Below are 21,661 nucleotides of genomic sequence, written 5' to 3'. Positions count from 1 at the left end.
AACTTACAAAAAAAATGCATATCATTTTAACTTCCATTTAATACAGCTTCAATTTATTAGTTGTTAAAAAATTGTACCTTTGCAACTTCAAAACAATAAGCAATTTTTAAATAAAATATAAGATGGGAAAAGGATTTTTCAATGTACCAGTAGCTATAAATGAGCCTGTTAAATCGTATGCTCCAGGTTCTCCAGAGCGTGAAGCAGTTTTAGAGGCATATAACCAGATGTGGAATTCAAAAATAGATGTGCCTTTGTACATTAATGGAGAACATATACAGACAGGAAATACAAAAACCATGTCTGCACCTCACGATCACCAACATGTGGTTGGGACTTATCATTTAGCTGAAAAATCTCATGTAGATGCTGCAATTTCTACAGCGTTGGCAGCAAGAGAAGAATGGGCAAATTTACCTTGGGAGCAACGTGCTGGAATTTTCCTTAAAGCAGCCGAATTAATTGCTGGTCCTTATAGAGCAAAAATTAATGCAGCAACGATGATTGCGCAATCAAAAACAGTGCATCAAGCAGAAATTGATGCAGCTTGTGAGTTTATAGATTTTTTACGTTTTAATGTGCAGTTCATGACAGATATTTATCATGAACAACCAGAAAGCACAAGTGACGCATGGAATAGATTAGAATATCGTCCGCTTGAAGGATTTGTATATGCTGTAACGCCATTTAATTTTACAGCCATTTCTGGAAATTTGCCAGCTTGTATGGCAATGATGGGAAATGTTGTGGTTTGGAAACCAAGTGATAGTCAGATTTTTTCTGCAAAAGTGATTATGGATGTTTTTGAAGAAGCAGGAGTTCCTCCAGGTGTTATTAATGTTGTGTTTGGAGATCCTGTAATGATTACAGATACGGTTATGGATAGTCCAGATTTTTCAGGATTACACTTTACAGGTTCTACATTTATATTTAAAGAACTTTGGAAAAAAATAGGAAACAACATTCACAACTATAAAACCTATCCGAGAATTGTAGGAGAAACAGGAGGAAAGGATTTTATCGTCGCACATAAATCTGCAAACGCAAAACAAGTCGCTACAGCAATTTCTAGAGGTGCTTTTGAATTTCAAGGGCAGAAGTGTAGTGCAGCATCTAGAGCTTATATTCCAACAAATCTTTGGGATGAGGTTAAAGATTATGTGATTGAAGATGTGAAGTCTTTTAAAATGGGTTCTCCTGCCGATTTAGAAAACTTTATTACAGCAGTAATTCATGAAGGTTCATTTGATAAGCTAGCTAAGTATATAGATCAGGCCAAAGCTGATAGTGATGCAGAGATTATTGTTGGTGGAAACTATGATAAAAGCAAAGGGTATTTTATTGAGCCTACTGTAATAGTAACTAGTAATCCTAAATATACAACCATGTGTACTGAGTTGTTTGGACCAGTAATTACAATATATGTGTATGATGAAAATGACTATTCTGAAACTTTAAAATTAGTAGATGAAACTAGCGAGTATGCTTTAACTGGAGCTGTTTTAGCAAAAGACAGGTATGCTGTTCAAGAAGCTACAAAAGCACTTCAAAATTGTGCAGGTAATTTTTATATTAACGATAAGCCAACAGGAGCAGTTGTTGGTCAGCAACCATTTGGAGGAGCAAGAGCTTCTGGAACTAACGATAAAGCTGGTAGTGCTTTAAATTTATTGCGTTGGGTGTCTCCAAGAATGATTAAGGAAACCTTTGTTACACCAACAGATTATCGTTATCCGTTTTTAGGTTAAATACTATTTAGAGATATAAATAAATAGAACCCAAAGCTTTATTGCTTTGGGTTTTTTGATTTTTGTATATTTATAGAAACCAATCCACCCTCAGCATGAAAAAATATTACATTGCATTTGTATTACTGTTTTCTGTTTCAGTCTTTGCTCAAAATAAAAAAGATCCGCTTCTTAAATTTGATACGTCTAAGATGGAAACTTCTGTCTTAATTCATAAGTCTCCAATTGTAGACATTCAAACTTATAATGAAAAAAGTATTAATGTATTTGAGTTTTTTCAAGCTTATAAAGCTATTGCTTATGGTGATTTAGAAAATCGAATGTTACCATTGCAAAGTTTAAAAGAACAGCAAAAGCAGAGTTACTTTTCGAATGTTATTCCTTTAGCAATTTTATTGTCTGATTGTGAAATAATTTCTGATGAAGCTTTGCAGAATAGTTCAGTCTCTAGAGATTCAGAAGGCTATTTAATAAATGATGGTACGTCTATTTTTGAAAGACAACAACTCATGGTCGCTTCAGCATTACGTGCCAAGCATAAAGGGTTACAAGTGACTTATAATGTAATGCCTTCAAACATTTTTAACACTTCAAATGCTTCAATTGTATCTATTGAAATTGATTTTAATGATGGCAATGATTTTCAAACAATTAGTTTAAATAATAATGTTACTGTAGACTATTCCGAAGACGGAAAAAAAGAGATACAATTTAAAATTACATTAGATACTGGTGAAGTGATTTTAAGGAAATCAATAATCGATATTTCATATTCAAATGCAGATATGTATTCACGATCTGCTAATGCTATTACTACGTTTACGTCTAGTATAACTCCAGATTTATCAGTTTATGGAGAAACGACTTCATATCCTGGAACTGGTGAATATGAGTTATTTTTAAGTGCAGATAATGTACTTGATAAACCTATTATTCTTGTAGATGGTTTTGATCCAGATGATGGACGCTCAATTGCTGGTATTTATGATTTACTAAACTTTAATGATGGCAATACAACATCAAATTTAGGTGATATTGTTAGAGATGAAGGTTTTGATGTTGTGATTTTAAATTTTCCGTTATATACAAGAGCTCAAGATAATGCACTTGTAGATGGTGGAGCCGATTTTATTGAACGTAATGCCATGTTGCTGGTAGATTTGATAAGTATGATTAATAATGATAAGGTTGGAAATGAACAAAATGTAATTATTGGTCCGAGTATGGGAGGACTTATTTCTCGTTATGCATTGAATTATATGGAAAATCAAAATTTAGCTCACGATACAAGGCTTTGGATTTCTTTTGATTCGCCTCATCATGGTGCGAATGTGCCAATTGGTTTTCAACATCAATTTAATTTTTTAGCTTTTGGTTTAGATGATTTTTGGGTTCTAGGAGATCAAAATGTTGAAGAATTACAGCCTATTATTAATGGGATGCTTAAATCTCCTGCAGCGAGACAAATGCTTACAGATCAATTTGAATCACATATTACAAACAGTGATGGTGTGACTTTTAATGGTGCTTTGGCATTACCACAACCACATGCTTTTAAGTCAATATTTGATACTCGAATAAATAATTTAACCACATCTGGTTTTCCTGAACTTACAAGAAATGTATCTATAATTAACGGAAGTGGAAATAATAGTCGTTATCAAGATAATGTCAATCCTACGAGCGATTTATTACCTGGAAGTCAAATTTTAGATGCAGATATAAATATCATGCTTGGTGCAGATTTAAAAGTAGAAACTTACTTTACGCCAAGTGCAGGAACAGAAATAGAGATGAGCAAAGTGCATTTAGATTTTGAGTGGTGGTTTCCATTGGCAAATGATAGAATTAATAATGCGAGTTCAGCAGCATTTAATTATTCTGATGGAATTGATGCTGGTTCTGGCGGACTTTTTGATATTCTTGGTTTGACAGCAGATTTAGATACAGGTGGACTTGTAGGTGAGTTTTTAGGAGCTTTAAATACAGATCATTTTAACTTTATTCCAAGCGTTAGTGCTATGGCTCTTGAGATTACAAATAGTGAAATAAATTGGTTTGAGTCATTAGCTGGAGTTTCAACAAATGATACGCCTTTCGTGAATTGGTATATGCCAAATGATAATGAACCACATGTAACATTAACTAATGCAAATGTCACTTTTGCATTAAATGAAATTATTCCGGAAACCTTATCTAATTCCGAATTTGAAAATACGTTTGATGTTAGAATTGAAAAAAATCCAATTGATAAAGAACTCGTTATTTTGAATAAGACTTCATTAGAAGATGTTAATTTGTTTTTAGTTGATATGACAGGAAAGAAAGTCTATAGTAAAAACTTTAATACACTAAATAGTAGAACGGTTATTTCTTTAGGTTTAAAATCAGGAATGTATATTCTTAATTTAGAAACTCAAGAAGGTTCAATTTATAGAACCAAACTTGTGATGCAATAGTGTTTTTAAATTATGAGATGAAACAAAAGAGGTTGATTTTAATAAACCAACCTCTTTTGTTTGAGTTAAAAACGAACCAAATTATTATTCATAAGGTTTGTCTTCATTTAATTGAGCAAATTGCGCATTTTTAGCGGTATTGTTTTCATCTACAACCATTGCTATAATGCTTAAATTTTCTCTAACATAATCAGATGGAATGTCAATTGTAAACGAAGTAATGTATTCTGTTAAAGCTTCAGTCTGAGAAATGGTATTTCCTAAAACTCCAGTTAATGAATTTCTAAGCACATCATTGTGTACAAAATTAGGGATAGGATCACCTAAATTGTAAAACTCACTAGTGTCATCATAATTGTAATAATTAACTTGATCATAAATAACACCATCTTCAATTAAATAAACAACTAACTTGTCATTTTGTACAGAACCTTCTTCGTAAACAACATTTACTTGAACCAGTAATTCGTTATCAGTAACCTGAGAATTTAATGCTATTGCCAAATTAGTGTCTAAACCAGCTATATTTGTTACTTCGCTTAGTGGGTGAGGCGTAGGCCAATCAATTGATCTGTTAATTCTTGCTGCAGGAAATCCTTCAACATCATAAGCTTCCTTTAAAATTTGAACTTGGTCAAAATGCATTGGATCTGGAAAGCTATTTGCAGTTTCATGAATAGCAACAACAGCAATATCTTCTGTTTCTGCTTCTAAATCATGAATTGCTCCAGAGACTCTTGGGCAAAACCCACACCAAGTTCCTGTGTAATCTTCTACAACAATTTTTTGCTTTGGTATAATAACGCTAAAGGATTCAGTATTTGTTGTAATTTCTACACCATCTTCCTCGTAAACGCCATAAACTTCAAATTCACCAATAGTAGCCGATGAGAACGATTGTCCTTCAATGGCAACGTCATCTACATAAAATGTTGCTAAGGCAGTTACGTCTTCGCCTTCGTCATTTATTATTTTAAAAGGAATGTCTTGGTTTCTTAATGAGGCTTTTCTAACCAGCTTGTCAACAGAGATTTGAGCTGTTGGAGTTGTTAATGGAACATTGTCTTCTGTTTTACTACAGGCAACAATAAGTAAAATCGAAAAGGCATAAAAAATTTTTGGTATTCTTTTTGTAATCATAATAACGAATTTTTTTGCTAAAGTAATTATTTTTTATTAGTAAGTTGCTTTTAGAAAAAAATAAGTAATATTGTCACTTAAACAAAAACAAAAATGAAAAACTTTATTTTATTCCTCACACTATTTTCGTTGAGTTTGTCGTCTTATGCTCAGCAAGACCTTCCTAATGTAGATTTAACGTCTATTGACGGGAAATCTGTTAACCTAAAAAATGAAACCAATAAAGATGGTATTACAATTGTTTCGTTATGGGCAACGTGGTGTGTGCCTTGTCTTAAAGAATTAGATGCTATTAATGAAGTATATGTAGATTGGCAAGATGAAACTAATGTAGAACTTATTGCTGTTTCTGTTGATGATAGTAGAACTGTAGGTCGAGTAAAGTCATTGGTAAATGGAAAAGATTGGGATTATAAAGTACTACTTGATAAAAACAATGATTTAAAGCGCGCGTTAAATGCTGCGAGTATTCCATTGACTGTTCTAGTAAAAGACAATAAAATTGTTTATGAGCATTCTGGATATAGTCCAGGTGCAGAGCTAGAATTATATGAAAAAATAAAAGAATTATCTCAATAAAACCTCCTAATCACAATTAACATCCTAACAACTAACTAATCATGAAAAAACTATTTTTTCTAGCCATACTCTTATTCAGTATTTTCCATAGTTCAGCCCAAGAAAATGGTAGCTTTTATGGTGGATTAGAGTCTAATATGCAAAGACTTATAACTGATGATGGTATAAATTTTTTAGCGCCTGAAGATCAATTTAGAGCCAACAATTATATCTTATTAAATTATAATTTAGGAAAATTTACGGCAGGATTACAGTATGAATCGTACTTACCTTCAGCAATGTTAGGATATTCGCCAATTTATGATGGTCAAAATGATATTGGTACATATTATGTTAATTATAAGGACAAAAGCTTAGATGTAACAGGAGGATTTTTCTATGAGCAATTTGGAAGCGGACTTATTTTACGTTCATGGGAAGATCGACAATTAGGACTTAATAATGCTATGAAAGGTGTTAATATAAAGTTTCGTGCTACTGAAGATTTAACATTAAAAGCGGTGTTTGGTCGCCAAAGAAATGCTTTTGAAGAATCTGAAGGAACCATTCAAGGGTTTGATGCAGATTTAAATGTAAGCAATGCTTTAAATATTGAAGGCATAGATATTCAATTTGGAGCAAGTTATGTGGCTAGATACCAAGATACTAATGGTAATGAAGCGCTTCCAAGTACTGTTGGAGCTTATGGTGGACGGCTAGATTTTGTATATGAAAATTTCTATGCAGGAGTTGAAGCCATTACTAAAGATCCTGATGTAATTGTTAATGAAGGACAATTGTCTTCAAATAAATTGTATGATGGTACAGCGCTTTTGGTTAATGCTGGATTTGCAAAAAAGGGCTTAGGTGTTAATGCAACTTTTAGACGTTTAGAGAATTTTAGCTTTTTTGCAGACCGTTTTGCAGAAGGCAATGTGTTTAATCAGCAAGTTATTAACTATGTTCCAGGATTAACAAAGCAACAAGATTATTTATTAACTAATATTTATGTTTATAATCCTCAACCAAGACTAATTATTGAGTCATTTGATCAACGAGCTGGTGAAGTTGGTGCTCAGGTAGATTTATACTATTCTTTCAAAAAAGGTTCTGCTTTAGGAGGAAAATACGGAACAAAATTAGCTGCAAACTTTTCATATTGGGGCGGATTAGATGCCGAATACCATATTGAAAATAAATGGTATAAAGCAAAGTTTATAGGTTCTGGAAGACAGCTTTTTAGAGATTTTAGTCTTGAAGTGAAAAAGCGTTGGTCTAAAAAATGGAGTTCGGTGTTAACCTATCAAAATGTACTTATAGATAAAGGTGTTTTTGAAGGTGGACCTTTAGGAAATTCTAGAGTTATAGCAAATATTGCAGTGTTAGAAGCGACTCGTAAATTTGAAAATGGTAAAGCACTTCGAATTGTAGGACAACATTTATGGACAGATGAAGATAGAAAAAACTGGGCAGCTGGAGTTTTAGAATACAACTTTTCAACTCGTTTAGCTGTTTATGCTGCGGACTCATGGAATTATGGAGGTTTAAATGAAATACACTATTACAGTTTTGGAGGTAGCTATAGTAAAGGTAATACTAGATTTGCATTAAACTATGGAAGACAACGTGGAGGCTTAATTTGTATTGGAGGAGTTTGCAGATTTGTTCCAGAAAATACAGGAATAAGTGCAAATCTAACTGTAGCGTTTTAAGTAATTACTATTTTTTTAGGTTAATAATAATGTATATATCAAATATGTTATGCTTTTTTTAAATTTTTTTTAAAGAAAACATTATATTTGATGCTTTCCTATTAATCTAAAATAATTAAAACTATGAAAAAAATTACTTTTTTGGCTGTGTTATTGTTTGCTTCAGCGCAAATTTCTACGGCACAAACATTTTTTACCGATGATTTTTCTTCTGGAAACTTAGACAACTGGACACTGGTTGATTCAGATTCTGATGGGAATGATTGGTATAATGTTGATTTAGATGATGGAGTGCAAGAAGAACACGCTACTTCAGCTTCTTGGGCAGGAAGTCCTTTAAATCCAGATAACTGGATGATATCTCCAGCTATTGATTTATCAAGTGCTTCAGGAAGCACAGTCCTTGAATGGAAGGTTTATGCTCAAGACCAAGCTTGGGCACAAGAAAATTATACAGTATATGTTGCTACTGCATCTGATGTGGCTTCATTGACTGGGTCTTCAACTAATTTTAATGAATTAGTAGGAACTTCTGCTGGATATATGAATAGAAGTTTGGATGTGTCTTCTTTTAATGGACAAACTATTTATGTTGGATTTAGACATCACAATGTTTCAGATCAATTCCGTATAAATATTGATGATGTTGTTGTTAGAATCCCTGTTGATACAGATGCTATTGTTGAGTCTGTTAGCTTACCAAGATACTCTTTGGTCTCAACAAATAATCAATTATCTTTAGATGTTAGAAATAATGGAAGTTTAACAATAACTTCTTTAGATGTTAATTGGAATGATGGTATGGATCATGTTGCTACAATTCCTGCTAATATTGCTCCAGGTGCTACAGTAACTGTTGATCACCCAATGATGGTAAGTTATACTACTGTTGAAGAAAAAGATATTACTGTAACAGTTTCTGCTGTTAATGGTACTGCAGATGAAAGCCCATCTGATAATAGTATGGATACAAAATTTAACACCATGAGTCAATCTGGTATTAAGGCTGTTCTTATAGAAGAAGCTACTGGAACTTGGTGTGGATGGTGTCCAGGAGGAGCAGAAGCATTAGATTATATGACAAGTACTTATCCTAATACTGTGATTGGAGTAGCAGTACATAACTCTGATCCAATGGTAGTTGCAGAGCATGATTCTTCAATAGGCACTCTTATTGGTGGTTATCCGGCTGCTGTAGTTGGTCGTAAGGACGTAATTTCTGGTGTTCCTATGCAAAATCCATTACAAATAGCTTATGATGAGCAAATTACAGAGGTTGTTCCGTTTGGTTTAAATGCAAGTGCAAATCTTGTTGGTAATACGCTAACAATTAACGCACAAGCTACATTTTATACAAGATTTTCAGCAGCAAACTTTAGATTAGGTGTTATAATGACTGAAGACAATGTGACAGGAACATCTGGAGGATATGCTCAAGTAAATTATTTCGCAGGTGGTGCTAATGGTCCAATGGGAGGTTATGAAAATTTACCAGATCCAGTTCCTGCCTCTCAAATGGTGTATAATCATGTTGGTAGAGCTCTTTTGGGTGGATTTAATGGTCAACCTAATTCTGTTCCTGCTGTTATAAATAATGGTGATACAGCTAGTTATGACTTTACGTATAATATTCCTGCTACTAGTGCTCAAGAAAATATGCACATTATTGTGGTGTTAATAGATCAAGCAGATGGTTCTATTATTAGTGGTGTTCAACGTTCGGTTGATGAGGCATTAAGCATTAGAGAGTTTTCTATTGCTGGTATGAAAGTGTTTCCTAATCCTGCAAATGATGTGCTAAATATTTCTTTTGAATCTGGCGAAGGTGATTACAGTATTAATATTATTGATATGTTAGGTAGAACTGTACTTAGCAAAAATGTAAATGATGTATTTGGAGTTCAAAATATTGAAATTCCTGTTTCCACATTAACTGAAGGTAACTACATCTTAAATGTGTCTAGTAAAAAAGGAACATTCAATACAAAATTCATTAAAAACTAATCTAATCTAATTTATTATTTTGTTAAGGGAAGTGTTTGTTAAAACACTTCCCTTAACTGATAAATTTGTATATTTGATAGTTAGCTGAATTATTTTCAGCATTATAAAGCTTAAAAAAATAAATATTATGAAAAGAAAACTACTTATTTTATCATTTATATTCGCTTCATTTGTGTCTTTTGCACAATTTGAAGTGAGAGAAACAAGCACAGATAATCTTGTTTCTGATGGACAAATTTTAAATTTCACTGAAGCAGGTTGCGGTTATCCTGAGCCATGTAATTGGAAATTTAAAGTAACTAATACGTCTTCTCAAGATATTTACATGAGAATTTTTGTAGATAATTTAAACAATACAGATGGTTCAGACTTTCAACTTTGTTTTGCAGGTGTATGCTTAAATAGTGTGACTTTAGGTAGTGGGTATCCAAGCAATGCAGCTATGATAGCTCCAGGTGCTACAAATGTTGCAGGTAATAATTTTTGGAATCAAAATGCATTAGGTTCACCTGCAATGTCTTGGACATTTAGATTCCAAGCATTTGATGCTGGTGGTAATGAAATAGGAACTCCATTGTCAGTAACATACAATTATGATGAAAATTTAAGTGTAGAAGAATCTGAATTGTCTAAAATTGAAATTTTCCCTACTGTAGCAAGCAATGAGTTAACCGTTCTTTCTAACGAAAATTTAACAGCTACTTTTTATAATTTATTGGGAAAACGAGTAAAGCAAGTTGCAATTGAATCTGGTGAAGTTAAGATTGACGTTTCAGATTTAGCATCTCAATCTTATATTGTACAGTTTGTAAATGCTGAGGGAAATTTAATTACTAAAAGGATTGTCAAAGAATAGATAATCTTTTTTGTGATATAAAAACCGTTTGATTTACATAAATTAAACGGTTTTTTTAATTTATAATGAGTTTTGTCCTCTGTATTTTAGTGGTAAATGCACAACTTTTTTAGTATCAAAAAATGCTTCACTATAATAATCGCTTAAATTATAAATTGTAGCGGTTTTATAAGTTTCCAGCTCTTCAGTTAAATCGCCTCCTTTCAAATAGAGAATTCCGTTTTTTAATTCATGATTTTGTTGTTTAGCAATTTTTCCTTTCACCCAATGAACAAATGTAGGCATTGCTGCAACAGCTCGGCTTACAATAAAATCAAATTGATCTGAAATATTTTCAACACGATCATGTGAGGTTTTTACATTGGTTAAGCTTAACCCTTCTACAACTTCATTAACTACTTTTATTTTTTTTGCAATACTATCAACCAAATGAAACTGTGTCTCTGGAAATAAAATCGCTAAAGGAATTCCAGGAAAACCACCTCCAGTGCCTACATCTAAAACCTTAGAGTTTGGTATAAACGACATAACTTTTGCTATACCCAATGAATGTAATACATGACGTAAGTATAGTTCGTCAATGTCTTTTCGAGAGACGACATTGATCTTTAAATTCCAATCTTTGTATAATGCTTCTAAATGTTCAAATTGTTGAATTTGAGTATCTGTTAAATCTGGAAAATAATTTTTTATAAGCTGCATCGTAATAATTTTCAACAAAAGTATGCATTTTTATGTGTATATTTTTACGATATTCTTAGCATTTGCAGAGCATTAATTATATATATTTGCGACATTATACGAAGGCGTACAAATTTACGTTAGTACTAAAAAAAACAATACTATGGCTAAGCAAGCGCTAACTTTCTCAAGAACAGACTCTGCAAAGTTTTTTAGAACTTTAAACAAACGCGTTAATCAATATTTTAAAGAAAATAATATTAAGAAAACAGGAAACTGGAAGCTGTATACTAAAGCAATAATAATGTTTACGTTATTGCTTGGACCATTAATACTATTGCTTACTGTTGATTTGCCAACTTGGTTACAAGTTATATGTATGATGGTTATTGGAGTTGGAATGGCTGGAGTAGGAATGAATGTGATGCATGATGCTAATCATGGCTCTTTTTCTAGTAAAAAATGGGTTAATAAACTTATGGGAAGCAGTATACATATATTAGCTGGAAACGATTATAACTGGAAAGTACAACATAATGTGCTACATCATACCTATACTAATATTCAAGGACACGATGAAGATATAGATGCTGGTAGAATTATTCGCTTTTCTAAGCATTCTAAATGGTTGAAAATACATCAATATCAAAAATATTATGCGTTCTTTTTATATGGTTTGTTAACTGTAAATTGGGCGATTACAACAGATTTTAAACAAACCTATGTGTATCTAAAAAGAAAATTATCGTATGGTGATTTTCCTAATCCAGCTACACAATGGACGAAATTGATTATTGGTAAAATATTGTATTATTCTATTTGGGTTGTCTTACCAATAGCTTTGGGCTATACTTGGTGGCAAGTTTTAATAGGCTTTTTAATTATGCATTATACAGCTGGAATTATTCTAAGTGTTATTTTTCAATTAGCACATGTAATGCCTAATACAGAAATGCCTTTACCAGACGAAAATGGAAATATGAAAAATACTTGGGCAATTCATCAACTATTTACAACATCTAATTTTTCTCCTAAAAGTTGGATTGTAGAATTTTATACTGGTGGATTAAACAGACAGGTTGAGCATCACCTGTTTTCAAATATTAGTCATGTGCATTATAAGCATATTGCTAAAATTGTAAGAGAAACTGCTCAAGAATTTAGTTTGCCATACAACGAATACAATTCTATTTGGACAGCTATACACGAACATTACAAGCAATTAAAAGAATTAGGAAGAAAACCTAGTCTAGCTTAATTAAATTCCTGCCTAAAGAACTAATCAAAATGAGTCTACTTTCAGATAGAGTTTTAAACATGTCTACGTCTGCAACTTTAGCTATGGCAGCTAAAGCTAGAGAATTAAAAGCTGAAGGAAAAGATATTATAGGTTTAAGTCTAGGAGAACCAGATTTTAATACACCTGAGTTTATTAAAGAAGCTGCTAAGCAAGCTATTGATGATAATTATAATTCTTACACTCCTGTTGATGGTTATGTTGAATTAAAAGAAGCTATCATTACCAAATTTAGAAGAGATAATCAACTCGACTATACTTTATCACAACTTGTAGTGTCTACTGGAGCAAAACAAGCTTTAGCTAATGTAGCTGCAGTAATTTTAAATGTAGGAGACGAAGTAATTTTGCCTTGTCCGTATTGGGTGAGTTATAGTGATATTGTTAAGCTAAATGGAGGTGTTCCTGTTGAAGTTGCAACTTCAATAGAAAACGATTTTAAATTAACACCTCAACAATTAGAAGCTGCAATTACTCCTAAAACAAAAATGATTTGGTATAGTTCTCCTTGCAATCCAAGTGGCTCTGTATATAGTAAACAAGAACTTAGAGCTTTAGCAGATGTATTGCAAAAGTATCCAAACATCATTGTAGTTTCTGATGAAATTTATGAGCATATCAATTTTGTAGGTGATCACGCAAGTATGGCACAGTTTGATGATATGTATAATAGAACAGTTACGGTTAATGGTGTTTCTAAAGCATTTGCGATGACTGGTTGGAGAATTGGATATATTGGAGCTCCTACTGAAATTGCTCGTGCTTGTAATAAGATGCAAGGTCAAGTAACCAGTGGAGCTAATTGTATTGCACAACGCGCAGTGATTACTGCTTTAAACGAACCGCCTTCTCGTGTTCAGTTTATGATTGATGAATTTAAAGTAAGACGTCAATTAATTTTAGAATTACTTAATGATGTTGTTGGATTCAAAACTAATGAACCTGAAGGTGCATTTTATGTGTTTCCTGATGTGTCTTATTATTTTGGAAAAACAATTCAAGGTGTCACTATAAATAATGCAACAGAGTTATCATTATTTTTATTAGAACATGCTAATGTTGCAACTGTTACTGGTGAAGCTTTCGGAAATCCTAATTGTATAAGAATATCTTATGCCGCTTCTCAAAAACAAATTATTGAAGCTATTAAGCGAATTAAAAATGTTTTATCTTAAATTGAAAGGTGTTTAGAATACCTTGTAAATTTAGTTGTATATAAAAAAACCTACTTATTATAAGTAGGTTTTTTTATTTATAGCCTTTATTAAAAACATTAATTTGCTCTATAAACACTTATATATTTTTCAAATTGCTCATCATTAAGAATTTCTTTTAACTTGTTGTCTAAAGCAATATTCATTTTTTTAATCTCAATTTGGTTTGCGTCCTCATTTTTACTTAAAGCTTGATAAGAGGTTTCGTATACTTTGTAAGCTTGATATACTTCTTCTACTTGGTCTTTGTATAATTTAAGAGTTTGTCCCATCTCTTTAGCTTTTTCATTTGCTACAGCATTAGCCTTTTTGTTTTGAGCGTCAAAGCTTTGAGTGCTAAATAAAAGTGCAAAAGCAAAAAAGCACAGTGTTATTAATTTTTTCATCTTTCTGATTTTTTTGGTAGAAAATTAAGACACTAAGTTAATAATTTTTAGTTTAATATGACAAATAAAAAGCATTGATAATAAAATCAATGCTTTTAAAGCAAGTCAATCAATCATATTACTGTTTCTTAGTAGAAGTGTTTTTATGAAGTTTTTTTTGCTTCCGTTTGCCTTTTTTGGCAAGAGTATTTTCCCATTTTTTATATTGCTCTGCATTTAAAATAGTTTTCATTTTTTGTTTCATAGCAATTTGACGATCAAGTCTTTCATTAATCATCGCTAAATGCTCGTCTTTTGATGGTTTTTCTTTCACTTGATTTTCTTTCACTGTTGCTTTTCTAGCATCCCTTTTTTGTTGTTTTAGCTTAGCTTCTTCCAAAAGCAATGGTTTAATTTTTTGTTGTTGTGCTTCGGTAAGATCAAGATGTAATGTCATTTGCTTAACCTTTAAAGCTGCTGCTTCCTCAGGAGTTATATCTTTAAGTAGTGCTTCTTTTTTGTGAACTCTTTTCTTGTCTTGTTTGCGTTCTTGAGCTATTGCAGGTAATGTTAATACCGCAATAGCAATTAAAATTAGTTTTCTCATCGTAAAATGTTTTATGTTATATAGATAAGACTTTGAAGGCTTTAGAAAGTTTAATCATTAATTTGTTTTAACGTCTGTTTAACTTTTTTGAGCAATTTTAACAAGCTCTAAAGTTGTTTTATATAAAGATTTTCTTTCCATTTTACTTTTAAGCCAAGCAAAAAAACTCATGACAAAAATATCTTCTTGCTCAGCTTCAACCCAATTAAAAGAAGCTTCTACTTTATGTTTAAAGGTTTCAGAAGTTACTGTTTCTGGGTGTTTGTAATAATCGGTTACAAACTTTAAATATGTAATTACGCGTTCTTGGCCAATTAGTTTTAGATAGTTATTATAATGACGTTTAAAACTTAACAATCTAGATTCAACAAGGTCAATATTATTTAATTCTATGTGTAGAATGATTTCAATTAAATTCTTTTTGAGAACCCATTCTTTTCCAGCTTTTTCAATGTAATACTTATCTGTATGATAGAATTTTGAAAGTATATGTAATGCTTCTTTAAATTTGGCATCTTGAATGTAAATCATAATTAAACTTAGCTGAATGTCTAAAACAGCTTCTTTGTCTGGATGATTAGATGTTTTATAAGGTTCAAGAAGCTTGATAGCCTCTGCTTTATGGTTTGAGTAGTTTAAGTTGAGTGACTCAAGCAAGATGTGTTTTCGCTCAAACGTTTTGTAATGCTTTTTTCGTTGACTTTCCATTAATGTTTTCATTTGTGTTAAATACGCTAATGAAGCATCGAATTTTTTATTTCTAAATAAAGTGTTTGCGATCATATATACAATCTGAATGTGATAATAGAGTTGTCGATCTTTTAGTTTATGACGCTTTATTTTCGAATAAGTTTCCAGCAGAAATGGCTCAATATTTAAATAATCTTTAGTTACAAAAGCTGAAATGCTTACAATAGACATTAATTGATACAGCGATTTAAAAGACATAGAGTCATTAATATCTATATTGTGTTCGGCAAGAGTGTTGTTTAAGATATTTTGAAAATCTAAAACTTTCCCTTTATAACTAATGTCTGATAATGTTTGTCTGATTTTAGCATAAACCATATTCAGTTCTTCTTCTTGAAAAAGATTGTTTTGATTGACTTTAAATTTTACAATGAGAGATTCAAGATTTACTGACGGATTTAAGTAAGCATACTGTATTTTGGTGTGGTAGATTTCGTTTAATATTGGAAAGAGCGAATGTTCTTGAGCTAAGACTTCAGCTTTGTCTAAAAGTGCATAAGCAACTTTAGGTTGTTTTTTGGTTAAAAAAGTCCTAGATGTCAGAATATACTTGATAATTTGAATATCAACAGAGTTTTCACCTTCAAGATTGGTGTTGGCAATAAAATCAATTAGAGATTGGTACAAACGCTTTCTAAGCGCATGATATGCAACTTTGTTGTCGCTTTTATAAATCGCTTTACAGAGTGCTTTTGAATCTAACTCATTTTTTACCAATAACTTAAAAAGTTGAATGTTTTTTGTGTCGTTTCGTTTATTCTTTCTTTCTAGATAGGTTATAAATTGTACCTGTTCTTCTGAAGAAAATGTAGAAACTATTGTATTTAAATCTGTCATTTAATCGTCATATTTTTTTTGTGTGATAGTATAAAATTAAATATAAAATGTTATATGAAGTTATAATATATCGTCAGTAATATAATTTTTTTTGTTTTGCTACTAACAGATTCCAAAGCACTTTTGTACAGTAATCATTAAAAACATTAGATTATGAAGTATCAAACCACTGTATCTTTAAAAGAGAATGAAAAAAATCAATCAAAAACTACAGACATGTACAATCAAAAACCAACACCTGCATTTGTTGGTGCTTCATGGTCTGCTTTATTTATAGGAATGTTATCTTACTGTATTGGTTTATGGAATGCTAATATGATGCTAAACGAAAAAGGATATTATTTTACTATTTTACTCTTTGGCTTGTTTTCTGTAATTTCAGTACAGAAATCTGTTAGAGATAAACTTGAAGGACTTCAAGTAACAGACATTTATTACAGCATTAGCTGGTTTACATCAATTATTGCTATTGTACTTTTGGTCGTCGGACTTTGGAATGCTGATTTAGAATTAAGCGAAAAAGGATTTTACGGAATGTCGTTTACATTGAGTCTTTTTGCTGCCATTGCTGTTCAAAAAAACACTAGAGATATAGCTTATATCAATAATAATCATAAAGCTGAAGAAGAGATAAATTAATTTTAATATCTAAATGGTCATATTATGAATTCACAGTTTGTTAAAGAGTTACAAGAATTAGTTAACAACAATGTCATTGACAAAGCTGTTGCTATTAAAATTGAAGACTATTATAGTGCCAAAAAAAGTGCTTCACCAAATAAGCTGTTTACCATTTTTGGAGTTTTAGGCTCGCTTTTGGTTGGCTTAGGAATCATTTTAATTTTGGCTCATAATTGGGACAACTTTAATCGGTTTACAAAAACCATATTAGCGTTTTTACCACTGTTAATTGGGCAAATTATAGTTGGCATTTCAATTTTAAAGAAAAAAAGTAAAACTTGGAAGGAAGCATCAGGAACATTTTTGTTCTTTGCTGTAGGTTCAAGTATAGCATTAGTAAGTCAGATTTATAATATTCCAGGTAATTTAAGTACATTCATTTTAACATGGATTGTCATTTGTTTGCCTGTTATATATCTGTTGAAATCTAACATGTTGGCTATTTTACATTTGGTTTTTTCAACATACTATGCTTTCGAAATTGGTTATGGTGGTTTTAATTTTGACGACACGCCATGGATATATTTGCTGTTAATAGTATTGGTGTTGCCACATTATTGGCTATTGCTTAAACATAAGGCAAGCCATAATATCACATCAATTTTCAATTGGTTATATCCATTAAGTTTTACCATTGTTTTAGGAACCTTTGTAAAAGATTTTTCCGAATTAGGGTTTTTGATGTATCTCTTGTTATTTAGTGTATTCTATAATATTGGTAAAATTCCATTTTTTGAAGACCAAAAATTGCGAAGAAATGGATATCTAATTTTTGGCTCGCTTGGCATTGTTATCATGATGCTCATCATGAGTTTTGATAGTTTTTGGTATGTTGAAGAGTTACTCTTTAATGCGCAAGAAAGTTATGTGTCATTTGTTTTAGCAATAATCAATGTACTGATTTTGCTTTGGTTTTATAAAAGAAAATGGCTCAAGTCATTTAACCTATTTCAATATGTGTTTGTGTTCTTTTTGGTGTTATATGTGTTTCAATTCAATATTCCATTAGCAGGAACTCTTATTGTCAACATACTCATTTTAGCTTTAGGACTCACAACCATAAAAATTGGAGCAAATCAAATGCATTTCGGAATCTTAAATTATGGCTTGTGTATTATTACGGCTTTAGTAGTGTGCCGATTTTTTGATACCAATATTAGCTTCATCATCAGAGGCTTATTGTTTGTTGGAGTAGGTGTTGGTTTCTTTTTAGTTAACTATACCATGCTTCAAAAGCAAAAACAATTAAAATAAATGCTTATGAAAACAAAATATTTAGTCGCACTTTTTATCATTGTTGCAATTGTTCAGTTAACAGTTCCTGCGCAAATGATATGGCAACGAGAATCCATTCTTAAAACAGGAAAGGCGTTTAAGTTTAAAACCCAACCTGTTGATCCTTCAGACCCTTTTAAAGGAAAGTACATTTACCTTAATTACGAGTTGAATAGTTTTATTTCAAATGAAGAGACCTGGAAACGAGGACAAGACATTTTTGTATCTATAACAAAAGATAGTCTAGGTTTTGCTAAAGCTACAGCAATTGCAAAGCAAGCGCCTCAGCATCAAACCTATGTTAAAGCTAAGGTTGATTGGAGTGTGAAGAAAAATGAACGAGTTAACTTTACCTTGCCTTTTAATGAATTTTATATGGAAGAAAGTAAAGCTTATAATGCCGAAGTTGCTCATCGTAATGCACAGCAAGATTCGCTTCCAAATAATACGTATGCATTGGTTTATGTAAAAGAAGGTGAAGCCGTTTTAGATAATGTTTTTATTAATGAGACTCCAATTGCTGTTTTTGTTGAGCAATAACTAAAAAATGGCTAACTTTGAAATCAATCTAAAATTTTTCGCTTTCGCGACACTAAAATCAATATTTTAAATATGAAAAACATTGTATTAATAGCTTTGCTAGTATTTGTTGTAATCTCTTGTAAAAATGAAGAAAAGAAAGAAGACGTTATGCCTGTTGAAGACACTAAAGAAATGACTCCAATGGAAAAGAATCTTAGTAAATATGTGAGTTTTAAGCTTACAGCTGATCTTAGCAGTTTAACAGAAAAAGAACGTCAAATGCTACCTTTACTTATTAAAGCAGCAGATAAAATGAACGATTTGTTTTGGTATGAAGCTTATGGCGAGAAAGATGCGTTATTAAAAACAATTACAGACGAAGACACTAAAAAATATATCACGATTAATTATGGTCCTTGGGATCGATTAGATGGTAATAAATCATTTGTTGATGGTGTAGGAGAAAAGCCTCTTGGAGCAAACTTTTACCCAAAAGATATGACAAAGGAAGAGTTTGAAGCTGCTAATATTGAGAACAAATCGAGTATATATAATTTTGTGCGTCGTGACGAAAATGGAAAACTATATTCTATTCCTTATCACAAACAATTTGAAACTGAACTAAAGGAGGTTTCGAGTTTGTTAAAAGAAGCGTCAGAGTTAGCCGAAGATGCTGGACTTAAAGCCTACTTAGAGTTAAGATCTCAAGCTTTGCTTGATGATAATTATCAACCAAGTGATCTAGCTTGGATGGATATGAAGACAAACACACTAGACATCGTGATTGGTCCAATTGAAACTTACGAAGATCAATTGTTTGGTAATAAAGCAGCTCACGAAGGTTATGTATTAATTAAAGATCAAGAATGGAGTAAACGTCTGGCAAAATTCAGTGCGTATTTACCAGAATTGCAAGAAGATTTACCAGTAGATGATAAATACAAACAAGAAAAACCAGGAACTGATAGTGATTTAAATGCTTACGACGTCGTGTATTATGCAGGAGATTGTAATTCTGGTAGTAAAACCATTGCAATCAATCTTCCAAACGATGAAGAAGTACAATTGCAAAAAGGAACACGACGTTTACAATTAAAAAATGCCATGCGTGCCAAATTCGATAAGATATTGATGCCAATCTCTGAAGTATTAATCGACGAGAGCCAGCGTAAACATATCACGTTTGATGCCTTTTTTGCTAATACAATGTTTCATGAAGTAGCTCATGGTCTTGGGATAAAGAATACAATCAACGGAAAAGGTACTGTAAGAACAGCCTTAAAAGAACATGCTAGCGCTTTAGAAGAAGGTAAGGCAGATATATTAGGATTATATATGATTGAGCAATTGCATGCAAAAGGTGAGTTAAAAGAAGATTTAAAAGATAATATGGTAACGTTTATGGCTGGTATTTTTCGTTCGGTTCGTTTTGGAGCCTCTTCAGCACATGGTAAAGCCAACATGATTCGTTTTAATTTCTTTAAAGATAAAGGAGCGTTTTCTCGAAATGACGACGGAACATATAAAGTTAATTTTGATAAAATGCAAGAAGCAATGGAAGAGTTATCACGTGTAATTCTCACAATTCAAGGTAATGGAGATTATAAAGGTGTTTCAAACTTAGTTGCTGAAAAAGGAATTATTTCTCCTGAATTACAAGCCGATTTAGATCGCTTAAGTGATGCAAATATTCCTGTTGATGTAATATTCGAGCAAGGCACAGAAGCATTAGGCTTATAATAAATAATCAGCTTATAAAAAAAGAGCCATTCAAATCAGAATGGCTCTTTTTTTATAGTATTGTTCTCTTCTCTTGCTTTGGTTTTAAGATAAAATACGCTGTACAAGTTTGTCTTTAGCAACTTGGTCGTCACCACACAACCATTGAATCACATTATCTTCCCAAATAGCATCACGTTCAGCTTCTGTTATAATGTTTCTGTCTATGGCAAGATCTAATATTTTCCCTGGATAAGAAGATTGTTTTTCACTTTCCATTTCACCTAATGGATAAGGGTCATCTAAGCCCATCAATACTTGTTTTGACGATTGATTCTTTATTAATAAATCCAAACCACCAGTATCATGAACTAAAGTATCAAAAAAGATATTACGATGTCCTACTGCTTTTCTTGGATGACTTTTTCCTTCAAACAAATCTGGTCGACCATCAAAACCTTGAATGCGTCGTCCTAAGTTAATCTGTGCTAATTGACCACCATGAGCAAAACAAATGCGCATATTTTTATACTTTTCGTAGTAACCATTTAAGGTTAAAAAGTGGTAAGCATCAGCACATTGAGCCAACATCCAAATGAGATGGAAACGCCAAGATGTGTTCTCTAATTTTATGAACTTTTCACCATCATAAGGATGAATTTCCACTGCGAGATTGTATTTATCGGCAAGTTCAAAAATAGGCTCGTTTTCTTCATCAAAAATACAGCGCCAAGTACCAATGGTATCCATATAGTGTGTTGGTAAACACAAGAGTTGCATGCCTAATTCTTCAACACAACGTTCAATTTCCCAACAAGCACCACGAACAAAACCAGGATGCACTACAAAACCTGTGGTAAACTTACTTGGGTTTTCGTGCTGGATTTTGGCATTAAAATCATTCTGAAAACGCAAGGCTTGCTTCATTTCTTCAAGGCGTAAACCATTTCCGTAAAGCTGTGAAAGATTTAAAACCACAGCATGATCGATTTTAAAATGCTCCATCCAAGCGAGCTTTTCATTTAAAAAGAAACTCGAATCGGTTATTGGACGATTCCAATCTTTTTGGAGCATGAATTTTCTATCCTTGTCAACCCAAAAAATCCCTTTGTCTTTCATGAATTCAGGAATTTCTTCTGGATAAGGAAGCAAGTGAGAATGACCGTTAATTCTCAGTTTTCGTGTTTTGTGATTGTCTTGATGCAAAGTTTTAGTTGATTGGTCTCTCATTTCAGA

At 32.1% G+C, this 21,661-nt stretch carries 18 protein-coding genes; 12 read left to right on the top strand and 6 right to left on the bottom strand.

Features of this window, described 5'->3' with window-relative positions; all coding sequences use genetic code 11:
* Positions 1–122: 122 nt before the first annotated feature.
* Both pruA and ACP15M_RS11610 read left to right on the top strand, forming a co-directional pair.
* A complete protein-coding gene (pruA, locus tag ACP15M_RS11615; RefSeq protein WP_425077378.1) occupies positions 123–1,748 on the top strand; it encodes an L-glutamate gamma-semialdehyde dehydrogenase in 1,626 nt (541 codons plus the stop codon).
* 95 nt (positions 1,749–1,843) lie between these two features.
* Positions 1,844–4,207 (top strand): T9SS type A sorting domain-containing protein, encoded by a 2,364-nt coding sequence (locus ACP15M_RS11610; RefSeq protein ID WP_425077377.1) that lies wholly within the window; start codon positions 1,844–1,846, stop codon positions 4,205–4,207.
* Between the two features lie 84 nt (positions 4,208–4,291).
* Here ACP15M_RS11610 and ACP15M_RS11605 read toward each other — a convergent pair whose 3' ends face one another.
* The gene (locus tag ACP15M_RS11605) at positions 4,292–5,347 is read right to left on the bottom strand and encodes an Omp28-related outer membrane protein (protein WP_425077376.1); all 1,056 of its coding nucleotides are present in this window, start codon (positions 5,345–5,347) and stop codon (positions 4,292–4,294) included.
* 93 nt (positions 5,348–5,440) lie between these two features.
* On the opposite strand from ACP15M_RS11605, the gene ACP15M_RS11600 reads away from it, so the two are divergent.
* From ACP15M_RS11600 to ACP15M_RS11585, 4 genes are all read left to right on the top strand, one after another.
* Positions 5,441–5,926: a TlpA family protein disulfide reductase gene (locus ACP15M_RS11600; RefSeq protein WP_425077375.1), complete on the top strand. Its 486-nt coding sequence runs from the start codon at positions 5,441–5,443 to the stop codon at positions 5,924–5,926.
* Positions 5,927–5,967: 41 nt separating this feature from the next.
* Positions 5,968–7,617, top strand: a complete 1,650-nt coding sequence (locus ACP15M_RS11595; RefSeq protein ID WP_425077374.1) for a DUF6029 family protein — start codon at positions 5,968–5,970, stop codon at positions 7,615–7,617.
* A 123-nt stretch (positions 7,618–7,740) separates the two neighbouring features.
* Complete coding sequence (locus ACP15M_RS11590) at positions 7,741–9,621, top strand: choice-of-anchor J domain-containing protein (protein ID WP_425077373.1); 1,881 nt, start codon at positions 7,741–7,743, stop codon at positions 9,619–9,621.
* 127 nt (positions 9,622–9,748) lie between these two features.
* Complete coding sequence (locus tag ACP15M_RS11585) at positions 9,749–10,477, top strand: T9SS type A sorting domain-containing protein (protein WP_425077372.1); 729 nt, start codon at positions 9,749–9,751, stop codon at positions 10,475–10,477.
* A 60-nt stretch (positions 10,478–10,537) separates the two neighbouring features.
* On the opposite strand, the gene rsmG is transcribed toward ACP15M_RS11585, so the two are convergent.
* On the bottom strand, positions 10,538–11,179 hold the full coding sequence (gene rsmG, locus ACP15M_RS11580) for a 16S rRNA (guanine(527)-N(7))-methyltransferase RsmG (RefSeq protein ID WP_425077371.1): 642 nt from the start codon (positions 11,177–11,179) through the stop codon (positions 10,538–10,540).
* Positions 11,180–11,321: 142 nt separating this feature from the next.
* Between rsmG and ACP15M_RS11575 the strand changes: the two genes are divergently transcribed.
* Positions 11,322–12,416, top strand: a complete 1,095-nt coding sequence (locus ACP15M_RS11575; RefSeq protein WP_425077370.1) for a fatty acid desaturase family protein — start codon at positions 11,322–11,324, stop codon at positions 12,414–12,416.
* A gap of 29 nt (positions 12,417–12,445) precedes the next feature.
* A complete protein-coding gene (locus ACP15M_RS11570; RefSeq protein WP_425077369.1) occupies positions 12,446–13,630 on the top strand; it encodes a pyridoxal phosphate-dependent aminotransferase in 1,185 nt (394 codons plus the stop codon).
* 98 nt (positions 13,631–13,728) lie between these two features.
* Here ACP15M_RS11570 and ACP15M_RS11565 read toward each other — a convergent pair whose 3' ends face one another.
* From ACP15M_RS11565 to ACP15M_RS11555, 3 genes are all read right to left on the bottom strand, one after another.
* The gene (locus ACP15M_RS11565; protein WP_425077368.1) at positions 13,729–14,055 is read right to left on the bottom strand and encodes a hypothetical protein; all 327 of its coding nucleotides are present in this window, start codon (positions 14,053–14,055) and stop codon (positions 13,729–13,731) included.
* Between the two features lie 118 nt (positions 14,056–14,173).
* Positions 14,174–14,641, bottom strand: a complete 468-nt coding sequence (locus ACP15M_RS11560; RefSeq protein ID WP_425077367.1) for a hypothetical protein — start codon at positions 14,639–14,641, stop codon at positions 14,174–14,176.
* 78 nt (positions 14,642–14,719) lie between these two features.
* Positions 14,720–16,228, bottom strand: a complete 1,509-nt coding sequence (locus tag ACP15M_RS11555; protein ID WP_425077366.1) for a hypothetical protein — start codon at positions 16,226–16,228, stop codon at positions 14,720–14,722.
* A 153-nt stretch (positions 16,229–16,381) separates the two neighbouring features.
* Between ACP15M_RS11555 and yiaA the strand changes: the two genes are divergently transcribed.
* The 4 genes from yiaA to ACP15M_RS11535 all read left to right on the top strand — a co-directional run bounded on the left by yiaA (position 16,382) and on the right by ACP15M_RS11535 (position 20,446).
* Positions 16,382–16,867, top strand: coding sequence for an inner membrane protein YiaA (gene yiaA, locus ACP15M_RS11550; protein ID WP_425077365.1), 486 nt, complete (start codon positions 16,382–16,384; stop codon positions 16,865–16,867).
* Between the two features lie 24 nt (positions 16,868–16,891).
* Positions 16,892–18,163 (top strand): DUF2157 domain-containing protein, encoded by a 1,272-nt coding sequence (locus ACP15M_RS11545; RefSeq protein ID WP_425077364.1) that lies wholly within the window; start codon positions 16,892–16,894, stop codon positions 18,161–18,163.
* Positions 18,164–18,169: 6 nt separating this feature from the next.
* Complete coding sequence (locus tag ACP15M_RS11540) at positions 18,170–18,724, top strand: GDYXXLXY domain-containing protein (RefSeq protein WP_425077363.1); 555 nt, start codon at positions 18,170–18,172, stop codon at positions 18,722–18,724.
* Positions 18,725–18,796: 72 nt separating this feature from the next.
* Positions 18,797–20,446, top strand: coding sequence for a dipeptidyl-peptidase 3 family protein (locus tag ACP15M_RS11535; protein WP_425077362.1), 1,650 nt, complete (start codon positions 18,797–18,799; stop codon positions 20,444–20,446).
* An 84-nt stretch (positions 20,447–20,530) separates the two neighbouring features.
* Here ACP15M_RS11535 and ACP15M_RS11530 read toward each other — a convergent pair whose 3' ends face one another.
* The gene (locus ACP15M_RS11530) at positions 20,531–21,655 is read right to left on the bottom strand and encodes an amidohydrolase family protein (protein WP_425077361.1); all 1,125 of its coding nucleotides are present in this window, start codon (positions 21,653–21,655) and stop codon (positions 20,531–20,533) included.
* Positions 21,656–21,661: the final 6 nt, after the last annotated feature.

Source organism: Psychroserpens sp. S379A, from assembly GCF_049800755.1.
GTDB lineage: Bacteria > Bacteroidota > Bacteroidia > Flavobacteriales > Flavobacteriaceae > Psychroserpens.
This window is presented reverse-complemented; position numbering and strand designations above follow the sequence as displayed.

Excerpts from the sequence above, each read along its gene's own strand:
- pruA (WP_425077378.1), top strand. The coding sequence starts at position 123 with ATGGGAAAAGGATTTTTCAATGTACCAGTAGCTATAAATGAGCCTGTT.
- ACP15M_RS11610 (WP_425077377.1), top strand. The coding sequence starts at position 1,844 with ATGAAAAAATATTACATTGCATTTGTATTACTGTTTTCTGTTTCAGTC.
- ACP15M_RS11605 (WP_425077376.1), bottom strand. The coding sequence starts at position 5,347 with ATGATTACAAAAAGAATACCAAAAATTTTTTATGCCTTTTCGATTTTA.
- ACP15M_RS11600 (WP_425077375.1), top strand. The coding sequence starts at position 5,441 with ATGAAAAACTTTATTTTATTCCTCACACTATTTTCGTTGAGTTTGTCG.
- ACP15M_RS11595 (WP_425077374.1), top strand. The coding sequence starts at position 5,968 with ATGAAAAAACTATTTTTTCTAGCCATACTCTTATTCAGTATTTTCCAT.
- ACP15M_RS11590 (WP_425077373.1), top strand. The coding sequence starts at position 7,741 with ATGAAAAAAATTACTTTTTTGGCTGTGTTATTGTTTGCTTCAGCGCAA.
- ACP15M_RS11585 (WP_425077372.1), top strand. The coding sequence starts at position 9,749 with ATGAAAAGAAAACTACTTATTTTATCATTTATATTCGCTTCATTTGTG.
- rsmG (WP_425077371.1), bottom strand. The coding sequence starts at position 11,179 with ATGCAGCTTATAAAAAATTATTTTCCAGATTTAACAGATACTCAAATT.
- ACP15M_RS11575 (WP_425077370.1), top strand. The coding sequence starts at position 11,322 with ATGGCTAAGCAAGCGCTAACTTTCTCAAGAACAGACTCTGCAAAGTTT.
- ACP15M_RS11570 (WP_425077369.1), top strand. The coding sequence starts at position 12,446 with ATGAGTCTACTTTCAGATAGAGTTTTAAACATGTCTACGTCTGCAACT.
- ACP15M_RS11565 (WP_425077368.1), bottom strand. The coding sequence starts at position 14,055 with ATGAAAAAATTAATAACACTGTGCTTTTTTGCTTTTGCACTTTTATTT.
- ACP15M_RS11560 (WP_425077367.1), bottom strand. The coding sequence starts at position 14,641 with ATGAGAAAACTAATTTTAATTGCTATTGCGGTATTAACATTACCTGCA.
- ACP15M_RS11555 (WP_425077366.1), bottom strand. The coding sequence starts at position 16,228 with ATGACAGATTTAAATACAATAGTTTCTACATTTTCTTCAGAAGAACAG.
- yiaA (WP_425077365.1), top strand. The coding sequence starts at position 16,382 with ATGAAGTATCAAACCACTGTATCTTTAAAAGAGAATGAAAAAAATCAA.
- ACP15M_RS11545 (WP_425077364.1), top strand. The coding sequence starts at position 16,892 with ATGAATTCACAGTTTGTTAAAGAGTTACAAGAATTAGTTAACAACAAT.
- ACP15M_RS11540 (WP_425077363.1), top strand. The coding sequence starts at position 18,170 with ATGAAAACAAAATATTTAGTCGCACTTTTTATCATTGTTGCAATTGTT.
- ACP15M_RS11535 (WP_425077362.1), top strand. The coding sequence starts at position 18,797 with ATGAAAAACATTGTATTAATAGCTTTGCTAGTATTTGTTGTAATCTCT.
- ACP15M_RS11530 (WP_425077361.1), bottom strand. The coding sequence starts at position 21,655 with ATGAGAGACCAATCAACTAAAACTTTGCATCAAGACAATCACAAAACA.